The following is a 17,759-nucleotide window of genomic DNA, read 5'->3' as shown; positions in this document are numbered from 1 at the left end:
TGCTACAGAAATACACACACCGTGAACAGCAACCTATCTAAAAACCGCTGCAAGCGACGAGCAAAAGGCGGATGGAAGTGTTTTTTTATTTGGTGTCTCAAATCAAAAAATACTTTCGCAGCCTTAGGCTACTGCAGCCCAGTCGTGAGTAATCGGACTTTGGCTTTTCCCATAACAGATCACATCACGGATAACAAAAAACCCTCCGTGTTACGGGAGGGTTCTCTAGAAGCTACAGGTAGCTCCCCAGGATGAATATCAACGAGTATTAGTCGTTGTTGCCACCCGTAATACCCAACAGCACCAGCAGGTTACTGAAGATGTTGTACACATCTAGGTATACCGCCAAGGTTGCGCTGATGTAGTTGGTTTCGCCGCCACGCATGATGCGTTGCAGGTCAATCAGCAAGAAAGCCGAGAAAATACCTATGGCCATGGTGGAGATCACCAAGGTCAGAGCAGTCATCTGAAAGAAGATGTTGCCCAAAGCTGCCAAAATCAGGATCACAGCACCGATAAACAGGAATTTCTGCATACCGCTGAAATCACGTTTAGCACTGGCAGCTACGCTAGCCATCACAGCAAATACAGCGGCTGTACCACCAAATGCCATCATGATTAGCTGGGAGCCGTTTTGCATACCCAGTACAAAGCCCAGCAGGCGAGACAGCATCAAACCCATAAAGAAGGTGAATGCCATCAGGAACACTACGCCCAATGAGCTGTTTTTGTTGCGCTCAACCATGTACATCAGGCCGAATGCACCGACCAGAAATACGACAGCGCTGACGGCTGGGCTGCCGCCCATTATTTGGTTAATGCCAGTGCGCAGGCCAATCAAGGCACCCAGAATGGTGGGAACCATGGAGAGAGCCAGCAGCATGTAGGTGTTACGCAGTACACGGTTTTGGGCCAGTGCAGACTGCGAAGCCCTTGAGCCGGAATGCTCAGGCAGGCTTGATTGACGAAAGTCGCTCATGACGCATCCTTAAAAAATACGAGAAATGGGTAAAGATTAACTGACAACTACCTGAACACGCAAGATTTTTTAGCGTTGCAGGCTGTGTGCATGCAGGTCATAACCTTTAGATTGGTACATGCGCCAACGGTTCCGTGCCGCCTCTTTGTCTTTGTGTTCATCGGACACAATTTCAAGTATGCGGGTGAATCGTTCGCTATTGGGCGGGCACGTAGCGGCAAGGTTAATTAACCAAGCTGGTTCGTTGCCTGTTTGGCTTAGAGAAGGATCGGGGTCGGTATGGCAAAGAATCACAGGCGTGGTGCTTGCTAATGGATCTTCAGCGCGCACATGTGGGATAAAAGCCGTAGGCTCAAAGCCCCACAGCAAGTGTTCAAAGCGTGCCAGAGCACGGTCATCGTTTAGGTAAACGATGACCCGTCGGCCACGCAGGTAATGCTTGCGAATTACATCGCAAGCCGTGCGTAGCCGGTCTCTGGCATCAAAGGCGAAATCTACGCGAATCATTTGGCCTGTTGGCAACGATCCAGCACAAACTGTACCAACAGAGGAACAGGACGGCCTGTAGCGCCTTTGTCTTTACCACTGCGCCATGCTGTACCGGCCACATCCAAGTGAGCCCATGGGTAAGCAGAGGTAAAGCGTTGCAGGAAGCAAGCCGCAGTGACGGAACCGGCTGCTGGGCCACCAATGTTGGCGATATCAGCAAAGTTGGATTTCAGCTGCTCTTGGTAGCGCTCGTCCAAAGGCATGCGCCATGCGCTGTCACCACTTTGTTTAGCTGCATTCAGCAGTTCTTCGGCTAGGCTGTCGTCTGGGCTGAACAAACCACTGTTGATATGGCCCAATGCCACCACGCACGCTCCAGTCAGCGTGGCGATATCCACCACAGCGGCTGGTTTGAAACGCTCAACGTAGGTAAGAGCGTCGCACAGTACCAAACGGCCTTCAGCGTCGGTGTTGAGAATTTCAATGGTTTTGCCAGCCATGCTGGTGACCACATCACCGGGTTTGTTGGCTGCGCCACTAGGCAGGTTTTCGCATGAAGCAATCACGCCAATCACTTCGTGGTTAACGTTTAGTTCGGCAACGGCTAGCATGCTACCCATTACACTTGCTGCGCCACCCATGTCGTACTTCATTTCGTCCATGTTGGCAGCAGGTTTCAGAGAAATACCGCCGGCATCAAAGGTCAGGCCTTTACCTACCAGTACTAATGGCGCTGCATCGTCGGCCGCTTTTTTGGCTGGCTTATGCTTAATGATGATGAAAACAGGAGGTTCTACAGAGCCTTTGGCTACTGACAAGAACGAGCCCATTTTCAAGGCTTCCATCTGTTTACGTTGTAGTACTTCTACTTTGAGCGATGGGTACGTTTTGCCTAATTGTTTGGCTTGTTCAGCTAAATACGTAGGCGTGCAGATATTAGGCGGCAGATCGGCGAGCAAACGGGTAAAATTAACCCCTTTACCTATTGCCGTACCCTCGTCCAAACCAGCTTTGGATTCGCTCACTAGCGTGCGAGGCACCCACTGTAGGTATTTGGAGAGTTTAATGGCTTCGGCTTTGGTGCTTAATGTGGCATCAAAGCGGTAGCTAGCGGCTAGAACAGCTTGTGCTGCACCGCTGCTGCGTTGACGCAGTGTGGTGCCGTTGCAGTCTACTCCAGCCAGTGTGGATACAGCTTCACTCAGTTTTGCTTGAATGCAGTAGTGAGCAAAGGTGCTTTCAGCAGTTTTGTGTTGTGCTGCTTGGTATTTGTCTTGATCGCCCAGGCCTACTAGTACGATACGCTCGGCTTTAATGCCTTCTAGATTACGTAATACCAGGTGTGAGCCAGACTTTGCGCTAAACTCGCTTTTGAGGACTTTACGTATGGCACCATTAGAGGCGCGATCGATAATGTCCGCGGCGGGGGTGAGTACCTGGTTGGTAAAAACACCGATCGCTAAGGCTGAAGTTTTGATCTGATGTAAAGAAGCCGAACTTTGTGTGCTAAATTCCATACGATTTTCCTATGAGTACAGGCCTGTTGTCGCATTAACCTGCTTATTGTCCCATGTTTTTGTTCAAACGTAGTTCTATATCCGAAATCCTGAGCCACGCAGGTGTCGTGCTATCCACTTTGCTAGTGGTATGGCTTAGTGTACTGCTGGTTCGGCTAGTAGGCGAGGCGGCGGGTGGCAGTATTGGTGCCGACGTGGTTTTGGGCATGGCATTGTTCTCGTCTATTACGGCGTTGCCAGTCATTTTGTCGGTATCGTTATTTATTGCTGTACTGACTACGATCACCCGCAGTTTCAGAGAATCTGAAATGGTGGTGTGGTTTGCGAGTGGGTTGTCACTGCGTAGTTGGATTAGCCCCGTGTTGTACTGCGCCATTCCAACCGCATTGCTGATTGCAGTACTGACCTTTTTTGCATCGCCATGGGCCTATCTACAGATTTCTGAATACCGCCAACGGTTTGAGTTGCGTTCCGACTTAAGTAAGGTGTCTCCGGGTGAGTTCATTGAGGTTGAAGATGGCGCACGTGTGTTCTTTACTGAAGAGCCTTTAGATGATGGTGCCGAGTTAGGTAAAGTGGTGGCACGTGTGATAGATCCACAGTGGTTTAGTGTGATTACAGCCAAAAGCGCGCATGTGCAGAATGAAGAGAATGGCGATAGGTTTTTGGTGTTGAATGAGGGGTACCGTTACGATGTGAAACCCAAAACACCGTGGTCCAGAATTACCGAATTTGAGCATTACGGTGTGCGGTTGGAAAACCGTGATGAGCAGGCGACCAGCAGCGAGCAAATACGTGCACGTGCTGAGCAACAAATCAAAGCGCGACCTACCTCGCAGCTATTAGGTGATGATACGAATAGAGCACGCTCTCAAGTGATGTGGCGCTCTGCGTTGCCATTAGCCGCATTGAACTTGGCGTTATTGGCGATTCCTCTGGGGGCGGTGAACCCGCGTTTAGGTCGCTCGGGCAATATTTTAATTGCCGGGTTGCTGGCGCTGCTTTACATGAACTTAATTAACTTGTCGCGCGGGTGGATTTCTAGTGGCAGCTTAAGTTTCCCTGTGGGGACGTTGCTGGTGCACGCTGCATTTAGTGTGTTGGTGGCATTTTTGTTCTGGCAAAAGATGCGTATTAAGCGCCCCAAACAATAGCTAGCTTCTAGTTGTAGACTCTAAGTATATAACTATAATTAATATTAGGCCCCTTCCTTATTCCATATAATAAGCTAACAACAGGGGCTTACTATGAATCTTCAACAATTCCGATTTGTGCGGGAGACAATACGCCGCCAGTACAATTTGACTGAAGCGGCTCGTTCACTCTATACCTCACAACCAGGCGTGTCCAAAGCGATTATTGAGCTTGAGGATGAGCTGGGCATCAAGATATTCGAACGACACGGCAAGCGCATTAAAGGGCTAACACGCCCTGGTGCAGATGTAGCCAAAATTATCGAGCGCATTATGCTCGAAGTGGATAATCTGAAAAAAGTCAGTGATGACTTTGCGCGAGATGACGAAGGTACGTTGGTGATTGCATGTACCCACGCTCAGGCTCGGTATTTGTTGCCTAAGGTGATCCCAGAGTTTAGAAAGCGTTTTCCTAAGGTGCACTTGTCCTTAGCTGAGGGTAGTCCTGCGCACTTGGCATCCATGGTGTTGCATGAGCAGGCCGATGTGGCGATAGCGACTGAAACCCTGTCTAAAACACCGGGGCTGGTGGCATTGCCTGTGTACGAGTGGGAACACACTATTGTGGTACGGCCTGATCACGAGTTGGCCGAGTTGCCCACGCCTGCATCTAGAAACCTGAATCTGAAGCTACTGGCTAAATACCCCATCGTGACGTATGACCATGCGTTTTCGGGCAGACGCTCTATAGACGAAGCATTTGCTAAAGAGAACCTCACTCCAGATATCGTGCTTGAGGCGTTGGATGCAGACGTGATCAAGACCTATGTGGATGTGGGTCTGGGTATTGGGATTATCGCTGGTGTGGCTTTTGACCCGCGTAGAGACAAGGGCTTAGTGGGGTTGTCGGCAGGGCACTTGTTTGGCAAGCATCACACCCGTGTGGGGATTAAAGCGGGTACGTTCTTGCGTGATTACGTATATGTGTTGTTAGAGATGCTGGCCCCCGCCTTGACTCGCGATGTAGTGCAAGATGCGTTAGAGGGCGAGAGCTCAATCTAGCAGCAGTTGTTCGGCGACTAGAGATTACTAACCCCTGATGCGCATGCACCAGGGGTTTTTTTATATGTTTATAGCGAAATAGTTGGCGTGTGTAACGCTTCTTACATACTCAAGATTGACAATCTTAATGATAATGATTATCGTTTAACCTGTTTTCAATTTTAAGGAGTAAGCATGTCTAATCAGGTAACGGCCGTCGTGGTAGGCGCAGACAGACTGGGAAATATTCCAGACCTACTGAATTTGCACAACATCAAAATTAAACAGCATATAAGTGGAAGAGACCCCTCACATCAGAAAAAAACCTTGCAACTGCCTTCTGGTACAGAGTTGCTGATCTTGTTAACGGACTTCTTGGGTCATAACGTGATGAAAACGTTCAGGGCTGCAGCACAGCGTTCTGGCGTTAAAGTGGTTGCTTGTAGGCGCTCTGTTTGCAGCATGAAGCTTGCATTAACGCAGGGTGGCTTTTGCGAGTCATGCCCATACAGTGGAAGCAAGACACATTAATGCCTGTATAAGTTTGCTCCGGAAACAAAAAAGCCAGCTCATTGAGCTGGCTTTTTAGCATGGTGGCACCTGATTAGTTACTGGCTGCTATGCGTCGAGCGCCGTTGTAGCGTTTGTTCCAGTAAGACACAGTCATGTCTTCTACACGTACCACAGCACCTGTGCGTGGGGCATGTACAAATTTATTGTTGCCAAGATAAATGCCTACATGAGAGAAGCGAGCACCGCGTGTATTGAAAAAGACGAGGTCGCCTTTTTGTAAGTCATTGCGGTTGACGGATTCGCCTTCTTTGGCAAGTTCAGCGGACTGTCGTGGTAGCTTCAAACCCAACGATTTTTCAGCGGCGTAGCCCACCAAGCCACTGCAATCAAAACCAGTTTCTGGACCAGAGCCACCGTAACGGTATTTGGTTCCCAAGAAACTTAAGGCCGCTTCAGCAAAATCACTGTTAGTAGACTGTTCTTGGCGTTCTGCTAAATAAATATCGCTTTGCGCCCGATTCTTCAGGTAAGCGCCTAAAGGGTCTGACTGTGTGCGGTAACGTTGATTATCCGTTGCGCTGAGGCTGACAAATAACTCGTCCAAGCTAGCTTGATCGCGAGTTGCAGTAGATTGAGTTGTTGTTGCACACCCGCTCAGTAACACCATAGCACCTACGGCAGCAGCGCCAAGTACACGATTAGGGATGAATGAGCGGAATTGTAAGAAGCTGTTATTTTTAGAAGGCATAATGTCTGTATTGTTATGGCTTACCGCAATTGGTGGGGTGCAGCAAATTGAACAAGCAACAGGTAGGAAGTTTAGCCAAAGATTTAAGGCGAGTAAACCGAGAATCAAGATCAGTTCGCAATTAGATATTACGCAGTAATAATTTCACTGCGTTGACAAGACTCAGTAAAAACAGCTTTTTGGGTGAGCCGTTAGGCTTGTGCTCATAGCATGGGCAGCATAGACTGCCTGAACAGCTGACACTAGTATTAATTGGAGTTGAAAAATGATGAAAACACGCGCAGCCGTAGCATGGAAAGCGGGGGAGCCACTAACTATAGAAGAAGTGACCTTGCAAGGCCCAAAAGCCGGCGAAGTATTGGTGGAAATTAAAGCTACAGGTATTTGCCACACCGATTACTACACATTGTCAGGTGCAGACCCTGAAGGTTTGTTTCCTGCGATCTTAGGGCATGAGGGGGCCGGTGTTGTATTGGAAACTGGCCCTGGTGTGACCTCTCTGAAAGCGGGTGATCATGTGGTGCCGCTGTACACCCCTGAGTGTAGACAGTGCAAATCATGCTTATCACGCAAAACAAACTTGTGTACGGCTATTCGTGCCACACAAGGTAAGGGTTTGATGCCTGATAGCACCTCGCGTTTCTCTATAGATGGCAAACCTATTTTTCACTACATGGGTACATCCACCTTTGCGAACCATATCGTGGTGCCAGAAATCGCCTTGGCAAAAATTCGTCCTGACGCACCCTTCGATAAGGTGTGCTACATAGGCTGTGGTGTAACAACAGGCGTTGGTGCGGTGTTGTTTACGGCCAATGTAGAGGCTGGTGCCAATGTGGTGGTGTTTGGTTTGGGCGGCATTGGGTTAAACGTAATTCAAGGCGCCAAAATGGTAGGTGCCGATAAGATTATCGGTGTAGACCTGAACCCAGAGCGTGAAGCCATGGCCAGACAGTTTGGTATGACACACTTCATCAACCCTAACGAAGTGGAAAATGTAGTGGATCACATTATCCAGTTAACGGATGGTGGTGCCGATTACTCGTTTGAGTGTATTGGCAATACGAAAGTGATGCGCCAAGCATTGGAATGCTGTCACCGTGGCTGGGGGCAATCCATCATTATTGGTGTGGCTGAAGCCGGTGCGGAGATTTCCACCCGTCCATTCCAACTGGTGACAGGGCGTGTATGGAAAGGTTCAGCGTTTGGGGGCGCACGCGGTCGTACTGATGTACCTAAATTGGTAGATTGGTACATGGAAGGTAAATTGAATATCGATGATTTAATTACTCATAAGTTGTCGTTGGATCAAATCAATGAAGGTTTTGATCTGATGAAGCGTGGTGAGTCTATTCGATCGGTAGTGGTGTACTAATAGATTGTTGGAGGATGTGGCTTTATGACTGTTGAGCTTGAGGTAATAAGCGAGCACCGTTGTTTTGATGGCGTGCAGCGCTTTTATAAACATTCTTCCCAGGAAATTGGGCTGCCTATGCGTTTTTCTGTGTTTGAACCGCCGCAGGCAAAACAAGGGCGAGTCCCTGTGCTGTTTTACTTGGCGGGGTTAACCTGCACAGAAGAAACCTTCATGATCAAAGGTGGGGCACAGCGGTTGGCTGCAGAGCTGGGCATTATGTTGGTGACACCGGACACTAGTCCGCGTGGTGCCGACGTGCCCGGAGAGGCCGATCACTGGGATTTCGGGACAGGTGCCGGCTTTTATGTGGATGCTACAGAGGCACCTTGGTCTGATCATTACCGTATGGAAAGCTATGTGGTAGACGAGCTGTTTAGCATCGTTACTACACAGTTGTCGGGTGATGCGAAGAAGGTAGGTATCTTCGGTCATTCTATGGGTGGGCATGGCGCTTTAGTATTGGCGTTGCGTCACCCTGAGAAATACCGAAGCGTATCGGCCTTTGCGCCTATTGCAGCGCCTACGAAGTGCCCATGGGGGCACAAAGCCTTTGCAGGTTACTTGGGGGCGGATAGGTCTACATGGGAGCAGCACGATGCATCGTCGTTGATGCGTCAGTCGCAATGCCCATTCCCAGAAGGCATATTGGTGGACCAAGGCTTGAACGATCAGTTTTTAGCCGAGCAGTTGTATCCAGAGGCATTAGAGGAGGCTTGTCAGGCTGTAGATCAACCGCTGACGTTGCGTAAGCACGCCGGTTACGATCACGGTTATTACTTTATTGCCACCTTCATGGATGATCACTTGCGCTTTCATGCTGAGCGGTTAAGCTAATCCAGCAAACAGTAAAACGCCCTGTTGGCAACTTACGGTCGCCAGCAGGGTGTTCTGTTTTTCAGAATGCTACTAGCGATACATAGATAGAGTGCAGGAAAGCATGCAAAATACCACGGGACGTTTGAGAGGGGCTTTACAGCCTCAGGTAGCAAAGCGAGAGTTTTGGGCATGGGCGCTGTATGACTTTGCTAACTCTGGCTATACCACGGTGGTATTGACCTCGGTATTTGGCGCTTATTTCGTCGCCGTAGTGGCCGAAGGCGCAACATGGGGGACACTAGCGTGGACCCTAACCTTATCGCTTTCTTACTTATTGATCATGCTGAGTATGCCCGCATTAGGCGCATGGGTGGATAGGCGTGGTCGCAAGCGGTTTTTGTTATTTACCAGTACGCTAGGGTGCGTGGTAGGCACGTTACTGTTAGCCGGGGCTAACCACGGTACCTTGTGGTGGGCCATGGTGTTTTTGGTGTTATCCAACTATTGCTATTGTGTAGGGGAAGCCGTTATAGCGTCGTTCTTGCCTACGTTGGCTAAGCCCGAAGCATTGGGACGTGTGTCCGGTTGGGGATGGGGTTTTGGCTACTGTGGTGGCATGCTCACCTTAGGGTTGTCATTGGTGTTAGTGGTGCTAGGCGAGCAACAGGGGTGGGTAGCATCGAAGTATGTGCCATGGGTGATGGTGTTGACGGCAGTGGTGTTTGGCCTGGCAGCTATACCTGCTTTTTTGTGGTTAAAAGAACCGGCCGCGATAGTAGAGACGGTGCAGCATGGTTGGTTTGCGCACATACAGCATGCGTATAAAGAAAGTCGTGCACATTTCCCCGATTTATATCGACTACTGTGTTGCTGTGCATGTTACCAAGCAGGTATTTCGGTGGTGATTACGTTGTCGTCGGTGTATGCCACGCAAGTCATGGGCTTTGAGATGGGGCAGACTATGCTGCTGATCTTTACTGTGAATATTGCGGCTGCGCTAGGGGCATTAGTATTTGGATCCGTGCAAGATGCTATAGGGCATCGTTTAGCGCTGATGCTGACGTTGTTGGGGTGGTTGGTGATGATCGTAGTAGCGAGCTCCACCACATCGGCCACGGGGTTTTGGATCGCAGCAGCGCTGGCAGGACTATGTATTGGTAGCAGCCAAAGTGCGGGTAGGGCGATGGTGGGGGCGTTAACACCGCACGGTCGTCAGGGGGAGTTCTATGCGCTATGGAGTTTTGCTGTACAACTGGCAGCGGTAGTAGGGCCGTTATCCTATGGCATTGTGGTCTGGGTGAGTCAGGGGAATCAACGTTTGGCGTTGTTGCTAACGGGGTTGTTTTTTATTGTTGCGTTGATAGTGTTGAGAAAAGTAGATTTTATGCGTGGCGTGCAACACGCTCAGCATGCAGGAGAATAGGTTGGAACAAAGTGAGTCAAGCCGTAATGCCCTAGTGTTAATGGGGCTAACCATTGTGTTGTGGGGTGTGAGTTGGATTGTGATGAAATCCATGACCAAGCTCATCGGCCCTATAGATTTGGTGGCTACCCGTTATGTCATCGCTTTTTTGTTTTTATTTGCGGTGCAGTGCTGGCGACGCATTCCATTTAGTATGCCCCCGTTTTGGCTATGTTTAGGTATAGCGGTCATGCAGACGGTGGGGTTTCAGGTGTTGGCCCAGTTTGCGTTGATGAGCGGCGGTGCTGGGCAAGTGGTGCTGTTGGCCTACACCATGCCATTTTGGGTGGTGTTCTTTTCATGGCGCATTATGGGTAACAAGCCTGATGCCAAGTATTTGATTGCTTTAGGCTTTGGTTTGGCAGGTTTGTTGCTGGTGCTGAAGCCTTGGGATGGCATGGGCGGAATGTTGAGCTCATTACTCGCTTTGTTTTCTGGTGCTTGTTGGGGAATTGGTGCAGTGTGGTCAAAGGTGATGTTCGAAAAGCACCAACCTAACATCATCAACCTGACAGTTTGGCAGTTATTAATGGGCGCTGTGATTACTATCCCTTTGGGATTTATCGTGCCGCAGCAACCGTGGGTATATGGGCCAGAACTGTTTATTGGATTGCTTTATATGGGGGCGCTGGCGTCAGGTGTGGGTTGGTTGCTGTGGCTAAGCGTGATTCAACGTGTGTCTGCAACGGTGGCGGGTATGTCCAGTCTAGGTGTGCCTGTGTTAGCGATTTTGCTGGCGTGGTGGGTGCTGGGCGAAGTCCCCGATATGTTCACCAAAATAGGTGTGGTGTTGGTGGTGACAGGGCTTGTAGTGGTTAACTTGCCGGGCCGCAGAAAAGCATAGGTAGCAGAGCACATAAAACGGGGGGCTGTAAGGTGGATGAAATCTCTACCCTACAGCCCCCAGTGTTTTTCGTGGTGCGACTAGAGAGCAGCACCAAGAAAAGCCGTCATGCGATTACATGCCGTTGTACACCGGCCCTTCGCCACCTTGTGGTGGTATCCAGACGATGTTTTGTGAAGGGTCTTTGATATCACAGGTTTTGCAATGCACACAGTTTTGCGCGTTAATTTGCAACTGGTCTTCGCCGGCATCACTTTTCACAAACTCGTAAACACCCGCTGGGCAGTAACGTGCTTCTGGGCCTGCGTAGGTAGCCAGATTCAGTTTGACCGGAATGGAGGCGTCTTTCAGTGTGAGGTGAATAGGCTCGTCTTCCTCGTGGTTGGTGTTCGAGATAAAGACAGAGCTTAGGCGGTCAAAGGTGAGTTTGCCGTCTGGTTTTGGGTACTCAATACGCTGACACGATGCGGCTGGTTGCAGGAATGCGTGGTCAGGTTTGGTGTTACGCAAGGACCAAGGCATTTTGCCGCGCAGTACCAATTGCTCAATACCTGTCATGAGCGTACCCACAGTGCGGCCTTTTTTGAACCACTGCTTGAAGTTACGGGCCTTGTTAAGCTCGTCGTGCAGCCATGATTGTTCGAAAGCAGCAGGGTAGGCGCTTAGTTCATCGTATTCACGGTTATTCGCCAACGCATCCACAATGGCGTCAGCCGCCATCATGCCTGATTTGATGGCTGCGTGGCTGCCTTTAATGCGGGAAGCATTCAAGAAGCCTGCCTCACAGCCCACTAGAGCTCCACCGGGGAACACCAGTTTAGGCAAGGACAGCAAACCGCCTGCAGTTAGAGCACGAGCACCATAAGCCAAACGCTTGCCGCCTTCAAAGGTAGCGCGTACATAAGGGTGTGTTTTGAAGCGTTGGAACTCTTCAAAAGGAGACAGCCATGGGTTGGCGTAATCCAAACCTACTACTAAACCAACAACCACAATGTTGTTGTCTAAGTGGTAAAGGAACGCACCACCGTAGGTGTCGGAGTCCAGAGGCCAGCCAGCCAAGTGCATGACCAAGCCTGGTTGGGATTGGGAAGGATCAACCTCCCACATTTCTTTGATGCCAATACCGTAGCTTTGGGCGTTTTTGCCTTCGTCTAGTTTGTATTTTTCAGTTAGCTGTCTACCTAGGTGGCCACGGGAACCTTCGGCAAAAATGGTGTATTTTGCCAATAGTTCCATACCGGGCTGGTAGTGTGCCGTATGTGTACCATCGCGGGCTACACCCATATCGCCAGTGACTACGCCGCGTACGGCTTTGCCGTCCTCGGTGTACAGCAGGGTAGCAGCAGCAAAGCCAGGGAAAATATCCACGCCCAGTGCTTCGGCTTGTTCACCCAGCCATTTGGTCACATCGCCCAAGCGCACAATGTAGTTGCCATGGTTTTTAAAACAGTCTGGCAGCATCCACATGGGGGTTTCTTTGGCGCCTTTTTCATCCAAGAAAACGAATTTGTCGGCGTTAACTTCAATGTTCAGAGGTGCGCCTTTGTCTTTCCAGTCGGGGATCAGCTCGGTCAGAGCTTGGGGATCCATCACTGCGCCAGACAGAATATGAGCACCGATCTCCGCTCCTTTCTCCAATACACAAACGCTGATGTCTTGGTTAGCTGTGGCGGCACGTTGTTTGATACGGATAGCTGTGGCTAAGCCAGCTGGGCCACCGCCTACGATGACCACATCGTATTCCATCGATTCGCGTTCAGACATGTAAAAGGTCCTCCGGTTATAGGTATAGTGCAGCACAGTGCTAGGGATGACGCTCAAAGCTTGTGCAACAAAAGTAGTAAGATGCTGCCAATTATAGGGTAGGCAGCGGTTTGCGGGACTAAAAGCAACTTCAGAATCGTCAAACAGTTTGTTTTAGAACGCTATACTGTTGGTTTAAGCGTAACGCAGCGATTGCTTCGTTACCAGAGCGCACAAGATTGTCAGGAAAATGAATAAACTCAAGGCTTCCCACTCTATTAGTGACCGTATTCAGGCGCTACGTGCCGTGATGCAGCAGGCAGCTGTGCAGGCGTGTTTTATCCCTTCTGCCGATCCTCATTTGTCCGAGTATTTGCCCGAGCACTGGCAAGCCAGAGCATGGCTAAGTGGTTTTGGTGGTTCTGCGGGCAGTTTGTTGGTCACGGCAGACTTTGCGGGTTTATGGACAGACAGTCGCTACTGGGTGCAGGCCGAGAGCGATTTGCGCGACTCTGGCGTGACGTTGATGCGTCAAGGCGATACGGGGGTGCTAGACCCTTTACCTTGGGTAGAGGCGACATTAGCAGAAGGCGATGTGGTGGCTATTGATGGCAATGTGCTGTCTATGCAAAGCTTCGAGGCGTGGAGCCGATTGATAGAAAGCGGCATGAGGCTAGAAACCTCCTTGGATTTACCCGGACAGATTTGGGATCAACGTCCGGCGTTGCCACACGAGCCTGTGTATGAGCATGCCTTGGAGTACGCGATTGAGTCACGAGCGCAGAAGTTACAACAAGTGCGTGAAGAAATGGTGGCTCTGGATGTGGGCGGCCATTTGATTTCCAGCTTGGACGACATTGCGTGGCTGTTGAACTTGCGCGGTGGGGATGTGCCTTATAACCCCGTGTTTTTAGCGCATTTTTGGTTAGATGCTGATCAAGCGATTTTGTATGTGGCTTCTGGCAAAGTGCCTGTGGCGTTGGAAAAAACGTTGCGCGCCGACGGTGTGGAGCTACGAGAGTACAGCCAAGTCGCTGTTGATCTGGCGAGTTTGCCAGAGGACTTATCGGTGCTAGTAGACCCACAGCGTGTCACCGTGGGGACCTTGTTTGCTGCACCACAGGTACAGTGGTTGCAAGCGCTCAACCCGTCGCAGACCTTAAAAGCCATTAAAAGTAGTGAGGCCATTGCTCATATTCGGCGGGCGATGGAGCACGATGGTGCGGCATTATGCGAGTTCTTTGCATGGTTTGATCGTACTGTGCGTGAACGGGCAATTACCGAGCTAGAGGTGGATGAAGAGCTTACGGCTAAGCGTGCTGCCAAACCCGGTTTTGTCAGCCCAAGTTTTGGCACTATTGCGGCCTTTGGGCCTAATGGCGCCATGCCGCATTACCAAGCTACCGAGCACAGTTACGCTGCGATAGAAGGCAATGGCTTGTTGCTGATAGACTCGGGTGGCCAGTATTGGGGCGGCACCACAGATATTACACGTGTGGTGCCAGTGGGGCAGATTAGTGCCGAGGAAAAGCGCGACTTTACCTTGGTGTTAAAAGGCATGATTCAGTTGTCGCAGGCTGTGTTCCCGGTTGGGGTAACTGGTCAGCAACTGGATGTGCTGGCTCGGCAGCCGTTGTGGCGTGAGGGGCTGGAGTTCGGTCATGGTACAGGCCATGGCGTAGGCTACTTCTTAAACGTACACGAAGGCCCGCAGTCTATTTCATGGCGAGGCAGGCCAGCTAAACCCGTTGCGATGAAGCCAGGGATGGTGACGTCTAACGAGCCAGGCCTGTATAGGGCAGGGAAGTGGGGGATTCGCATTGAAAACCTGGTGGTAGCACAACCTGCGTTGAGCACCGAGTTTGGCTATTTCCTGCGCTTTGAGACGCTTACGCTGTGCCCTATAGATACACGCTGTATAGAACGTTCTTTATTAACGCAAGATGAGGTGCAGTGGTTAAACAGCTACCACGCCGAGGTACGCGAACGCCTCTCACCCCTCTTGCAAGCAGAGGCTTTAGCGTGGCTGCAAGAGCAGACACAAGCCTTGTTGTAAAACAGGTGCAGCCGGGTCAGTTTGTTTCACCTGACCCATGGTTGCCGTTATAATCCAAATTTCCCGCTATAGCCTGATCTAACCCTCAGGCGTCTATCGAAATGACCACCAAATATGTATTTGTAACAGGGGGGGTAGTCTCCTCTCTGGGTAAAGGCATTGCAGCGGCATCACTGGCCGCGCTACTCGAATCTCGCGGTTTGCGTGTCACCATGCTCAAGCTGGATCCTTATATCAACGTGGACCCAGGCACAATGAGCCCTTTCCAGCACGGCGAAGTCTTCGTGACCGAAGATGGTGCGGAAACTGATCTGGACTTAGGCCACTACGAACGATTCATTTCTACCAAAATGCGCAAGGTGAACAACTTCACCACTGGTAAGATTTATGAGTCCGTACTGCGTAAAGAGCGCCGCGGCGATTACTTGGGTAAAACCGTTCAGGTTATTCCCCATATCACCAACGAAATTCAAGACTTCATCATGCGTGGTGCCAAAGCGGCCTACAACGGTGAGGCAGATGTGGCGATTGTTGAAATTGGCGGCACTGTAGGGGACATTGAGTCCTTGCCGTTCTTGGAAGCTGTGCGTCAAATGGGCTTGCGCTTAGGGCGTAACCATACTGCATTGGTACACCTGACTTTGGTGCCATTCATCAAATCAGCAGGCGAACTGAAAACCAAACCTACTCAGCATTCTGTACAGAAGCTGCGTGAAATTGGTTTGTTCCCTAATGCCTTGTTGTGTCGTGCAGATCGTGAAATCCCAGATGATGAGCGCGCCAAAATCTCGATGTTCTCCAATGTGCCGTTGGATGCTGTGATTTCGGTATGGGATGCCACGTCCATCTACAAGATTCCTTCCATGTTGCATAAACAAGGTTTGGATCAGTTGGTGTGTGACGCCTTGGCGATTTCCCCACCACCAGCAGACTTGACCATGTGGGATAACTTGGTGGATGCACTGGAGCATCCAGAGCACGAAATCACCATTGGTATGGTAGGTAAGTATGTGGAGCTGACAGAGTCCTACAAGTCGCTAAGCGAGGCGTTGATTCATGCCGGTATTCATACTCGTACCAAAGTTAAAATCGAATACATCGACTCTGAAGACATTGAGCGCGATGGCACAGGTTGCTTGGAAGGCTTAAGCGCTATCTTAGTACCCGGCGGTTTTGGTAAACGCGGTACTGAAGGCAAGATCACAGCAATACGTTACGCACGCGAAAACAATGTGCCTTTCTTGGGCATTTGTTTGGGTATGCAGTTGGCGGTGGTTGAGTTTGCTCGTCATGTGGCAGGCTTGGGTGGTGCGAACAGTACTGAGTTTGATCCTTCCGCCGCACACCCTGTAGTGGCCTTGATTACCGAATGGCAAGACCGTGACGGTAAAGTAGAGCACCGTAGTCAAGAAGATGACTTGGGTGGCACTATGCGTAAAGGTGCTCAGCGTTGCCCTGTGAAAGCAGGCACACGTGCTGCTGATATCTATGGTCCAGAGGTTAATGAGCGTCATCGTCACCGCTTTGAGGTGAACAACGCTTATGTACCTAGACTGGAAGAAGCTGGTCTGGTGATCAGTGCTCGTACTCCTACCGAGAACTTGCCTGAAATTATGGAAATCCCAAATCACCCTTGGTTTATGGGCGTGCAGTTCCACCCGGAGTTCACTTCCACACCACGTGATGGGCATCCATTGTTCATTAGCTATGTTAAAGCTGCTTTGGCGAACCTTCGCTAAGGTGGTAGATCAACGCCTGTTTGTTTCTGAGTAAGCAAACAGGCGCGATCAGGCTTAGGTCTGATGTATTGAATTTTTGTTTACCGGGAGCTGCTATGGAATTATGTGGTTTTCAGGTTGGTCTAGATAGGCCTTTTTTCCTGATTGCTGGTCCATGTGTGATCGAGTCGCGCCAAATGGCGTTTGATACAGCAGGTGTGCTGAAAGAAATCACGGACGAATTGGGTATTCCATTCATTTATAAAAGTTCGTTCGATAAAGCCAATCGCAGCTCCGGCAGTTCGTATCGTGGTCCTGGCATGCAAGAAGGTCTGCAAATTTTGGCAGATGTGCGTGCGCACTACGGTATGCCTGTGCTGACTGATGTGCACGACAAAGATCAAGTGGATGACGTAGCCGCCATTGTGGATGTGTTGCAAACGCCCGCATTCTTGTGTCGTCAAACAGACTTTATTCAAGCCTGTGCTGCCACACTCAAACCCGTCAATATCAAGAAAGGCCAGTTTCTTGCGCCGCATGACATGGTGCATGTGGTAGAGAAAGCACGTGCTGCGGCACGTGAAGTGGGCGGTGATGGCGACACCATTATGGTGTGTGAGCGCGGTGCTTCATTTGGCTACAACAACCTAGTGTCTGATATGCGTTCACTGGCAATAATGCGTGAAACGCAGTGCCCAGTCGTGTTTGACGCGACGCACTCAGTGCAGTTACCTGGTGGTCAGGGTAGTAAGTCGGGTGGACAAAGCGAATTTGTGCCTGTGCTGGCTCGCGCAGCAGTAGCGGTGGGTGTGGCGGGTTTGTTTATGGAAACACATCCAGACCCAAGCAAAGCGCTGTCTGATGGCCCTAACGCGGTGCCCTTGCATTTGATGCCGGCGTTGCTACGTAGTCTTAAAGATATAGACCAAATCGTGAAGCAAGAAGGTGGCTTACTAGAGGCCCACTGGAAGTAACTAAGGAGACAACATGGCAGCTTATATTATTGCCAATGTGGATGTAACTGATCCGGAGCAGTACAAAGCCTATCAACAACTGTCTACGCATGCGATGAAAACGCATAACGTAACGGTGTTGGCACGAGGTGGGGAAACTTTGGCCTTGGAAGGCAATGCCCCCAAGCGTACAGTCATTCTTAAGTTCGAAACGATGGAAGCTGCAGAAGCTTTCTACAATTCGCCCGAGTATTTGGCTGCTCGCCAAGCTAGGGAAGGTGCTGCACACATGACTATGTATGTGGTGCAAGGGGTATAACCATCCCACTA

At 50.2% G+C, this 17,759-nt stretch carries 16 protein-coding genes; 11 read left to right on the top strand and 5 right to left on the bottom strand.

What is annotated here, in order from left to right:
• Positions 1–268: 268 nt before the first annotated feature.
• From GY634_RS06725 to GY634_RS06715, 3 genes are all read right to left on the bottom strand, one after another.
• Positions 269–979: a Bax inhibitor-1/YccA family protein gene (locus GY634_RS06725; protein WP_166407768.1), complete on the bottom strand. Its 711-nt coding sequence runs from the start codon at positions 977–979 to the stop codon at positions 269–271.
• A 69-nt stretch (positions 980–1,048) separates the two neighbouring features.
• Positions 1,049–1,486, bottom strand: coding sequence for a DNA polymerase III subunit chi (locus GY634_RS06720; protein ID WP_166407767.1), 438 nt, complete (start codon positions 1,484–1,486; stop codon positions 1,049–1,051).
• Positions 1,483–2,985, bottom strand: a complete 1,503-nt coding sequence (locus tag GY634_RS06715) for a leucyl aminopeptidase (RefSeq protein WP_166407766.1) — start codon at positions 2,983–2,985, stop codon at positions 1,483–1,485. Before GY634_RS06715 ends, GY634_RS06720 begins: the two co-directional genes overlap by 4 nt.
• Positions 2,986–3,038: 53 nt before the next feature.
• Here GY634_RS06715 and lptF point away from each other — a divergent pair, with 53 nt between their 5' ends.
• From lptF to GY634_RS06700, 3 genes are all read left to right on the top strand, one after another.
• On the top strand, positions 3,039–4,139 hold the full coding sequence (lptF, locus tag GY634_RS06710) for an LPS export ABC transporter permease LptF (RefSeq protein ID WP_166407765.1): 1,101 nt from the start codon (positions 3,039–3,041) through the stop codon (positions 4,137–4,139).
• A 93-nt stretch (positions 4,140–4,232) separates the two neighbouring features.
• A complete protein-coding gene (locus tag GY634_RS06705; RefSeq protein WP_166407764.1) occupies positions 4,233–5,180 on the top strand; it encodes a CysB family HTH-type transcriptional regulator in 948 nt (315 codons plus the stop codon).
• A 174-nt stretch (positions 5,181–5,354) separates the two neighbouring features.
• On the top strand, positions 5,355–5,690 hold the full coding sequence (locus GY634_RS06700; RefSeq protein WP_166407763.1) for a DUF2325 domain-containing protein: 336 nt from the start codon (positions 5,355–5,357) through the stop codon (positions 5,688–5,690).
• 73 nt (positions 5,691–5,763) lie between these two features.
• Here the strand turns inward: GY634_RS06700 and GY634_RS06695 are convergent, their stop codons facing one another.
• A complete protein-coding gene (locus GY634_RS06695) occupies positions 5,764–6,420 on the bottom strand; it encodes a C40 family peptidase (protein WP_423227290.1) in 657 nt (218 codons plus the stop codon).
• Between the two features lie 268 nt (positions 6,421–6,688).
• On the opposite strand from GY634_RS06695, the gene GY634_RS06690 reads away from it, so the two are divergent.
• The 4 genes from GY634_RS06690 (at position 6,689) to GY634_RS06675 (ending at position 10,959) form a co-directional block, all read left to right on the top strand.
• Complete coding sequence (locus tag GY634_RS06690) at positions 6,689–7,795, top strand: S-(hydroxymethyl)glutathione dehydrogenase/class III alcohol dehydrogenase (protein WP_166407849.1); 1,107 nt, start codon at positions 6,689–6,691, stop codon at positions 7,793–7,795.
• A gap of 24 nt (positions 7,796–7,819) precedes the next feature.
• The gene (fghA, locus tag GY634_RS06685; protein WP_166407762.1) at positions 7,820–8,671 is read left to right on the top strand and encodes an S-formylglutathione hydrolase; all 852 of its coding nucleotides are present in this window, start codon (positions 7,820–7,822) and stop codon (positions 8,669–8,671) included.
• A 103-nt stretch (positions 8,672–8,774) separates the two neighbouring features.
• Positions 8,775–10,076: an MFS transporter gene (locus tag GY634_RS06680; RefSeq protein ID WP_166407761.1), complete on the top strand. Its 1,302-nt coding sequence runs from the start codon at positions 8,775–8,777 to the stop codon at positions 10,074–10,076.
• A gap of 1 nt (position 10,077) precedes the next feature.
• Positions 10,078–10,959 carry a DMT family transporter gene (locus tag GY634_RS06675; protein WP_242683629.1) on the top strand — a complete coding sequence of 294 codons (882 nt, stop codon included), beginning with the start codon at positions 10,078–10,080 and terminating at the stop codon, positions 10,957–10,959.
• Between the two features lie 114 nt (positions 10,960–11,073).
• Here the strand turns inward: GY634_RS06675 and GY634_RS06670 are convergent, their stop codons facing one another.
• Positions 11,074–12,723 (bottom strand): electron transfer flavoprotein-ubiquinone oxidoreductase, encoded by a 1,650-nt coding sequence (locus tag GY634_RS06670; protein WP_166407760.1) that lies wholly within the window; start codon positions 12,721–12,723, stop codon positions 11,074–11,076.
• 229 nt (positions 12,724–12,952) lie between these two features.
• Here GY634_RS06670 and GY634_RS06665 point away from each other — a divergent pair, with 229 nt between their 5' ends.
• The 4 genes from GY634_RS06665 (at position 12,953) to GY634_RS06650 (ending at position 17,748) form a co-directional block, all read left to right on the top strand.
• Positions 12,953–14,758 carry an aminopeptidase P family protein gene (locus GY634_RS06665; protein WP_166407759.1) on the top strand — a complete coding sequence of 602 codons (1,806 nt, stop codon included), beginning with the start codon at positions 12,953–12,955 and terminating at the stop codon, positions 14,756–14,758.
• 101 nt (positions 14,759–14,859) lie between these two features.
• Entirely contained in the window at positions 14,860–16,497 is a 1,638-nt protein-coding gene (locus tag GY634_RS06660) for a CTP synthase (RefSeq protein WP_166407758.1), read from the top strand.
• A 95-nt stretch (positions 16,498–16,592) separates the two neighbouring features.
• Positions 16,593–17,450 carry a 3-deoxy-8-phosphooctulonate synthase gene (kdsA, locus tag GY634_RS06655; RefSeq protein WP_166407757.1) on the top strand — a complete coding sequence of 286 codons (858 nt, stop codon included), beginning with the start codon at positions 16,593–16,595 and terminating at the stop codon, positions 17,448–17,450.
• A gap of 13 nt (positions 17,451–17,463) precedes the next feature.
• A complete protein-coding gene (locus tag GY634_RS06650; RefSeq protein ID WP_166407756.1) occupies positions 17,464–17,748 on the top strand; it encodes a DUF1330 domain-containing protein in 285 nt (94 codons plus the stop codon).
• The last annotated feature ends 11 nt before the right edge of the window (positions 17,749–17,759 follow it).

The sequence above is a fragment of the Paenalcaligenes suwonensis genome (assembly GCF_011290505.1).
In the GTDB taxonomy this organism is placed as follows: Bacteria; Pseudomonadota; Gammaproteobacteria; order Burkholderiales; family Burkholderiaceae_B; genus Paenalcaligenes; species Paenalcaligenes suwonensis.
Note: the sequence above shows the minus strand (reverse complement) of the source record. Positions and strands in the feature narration are given on the sequence as shown.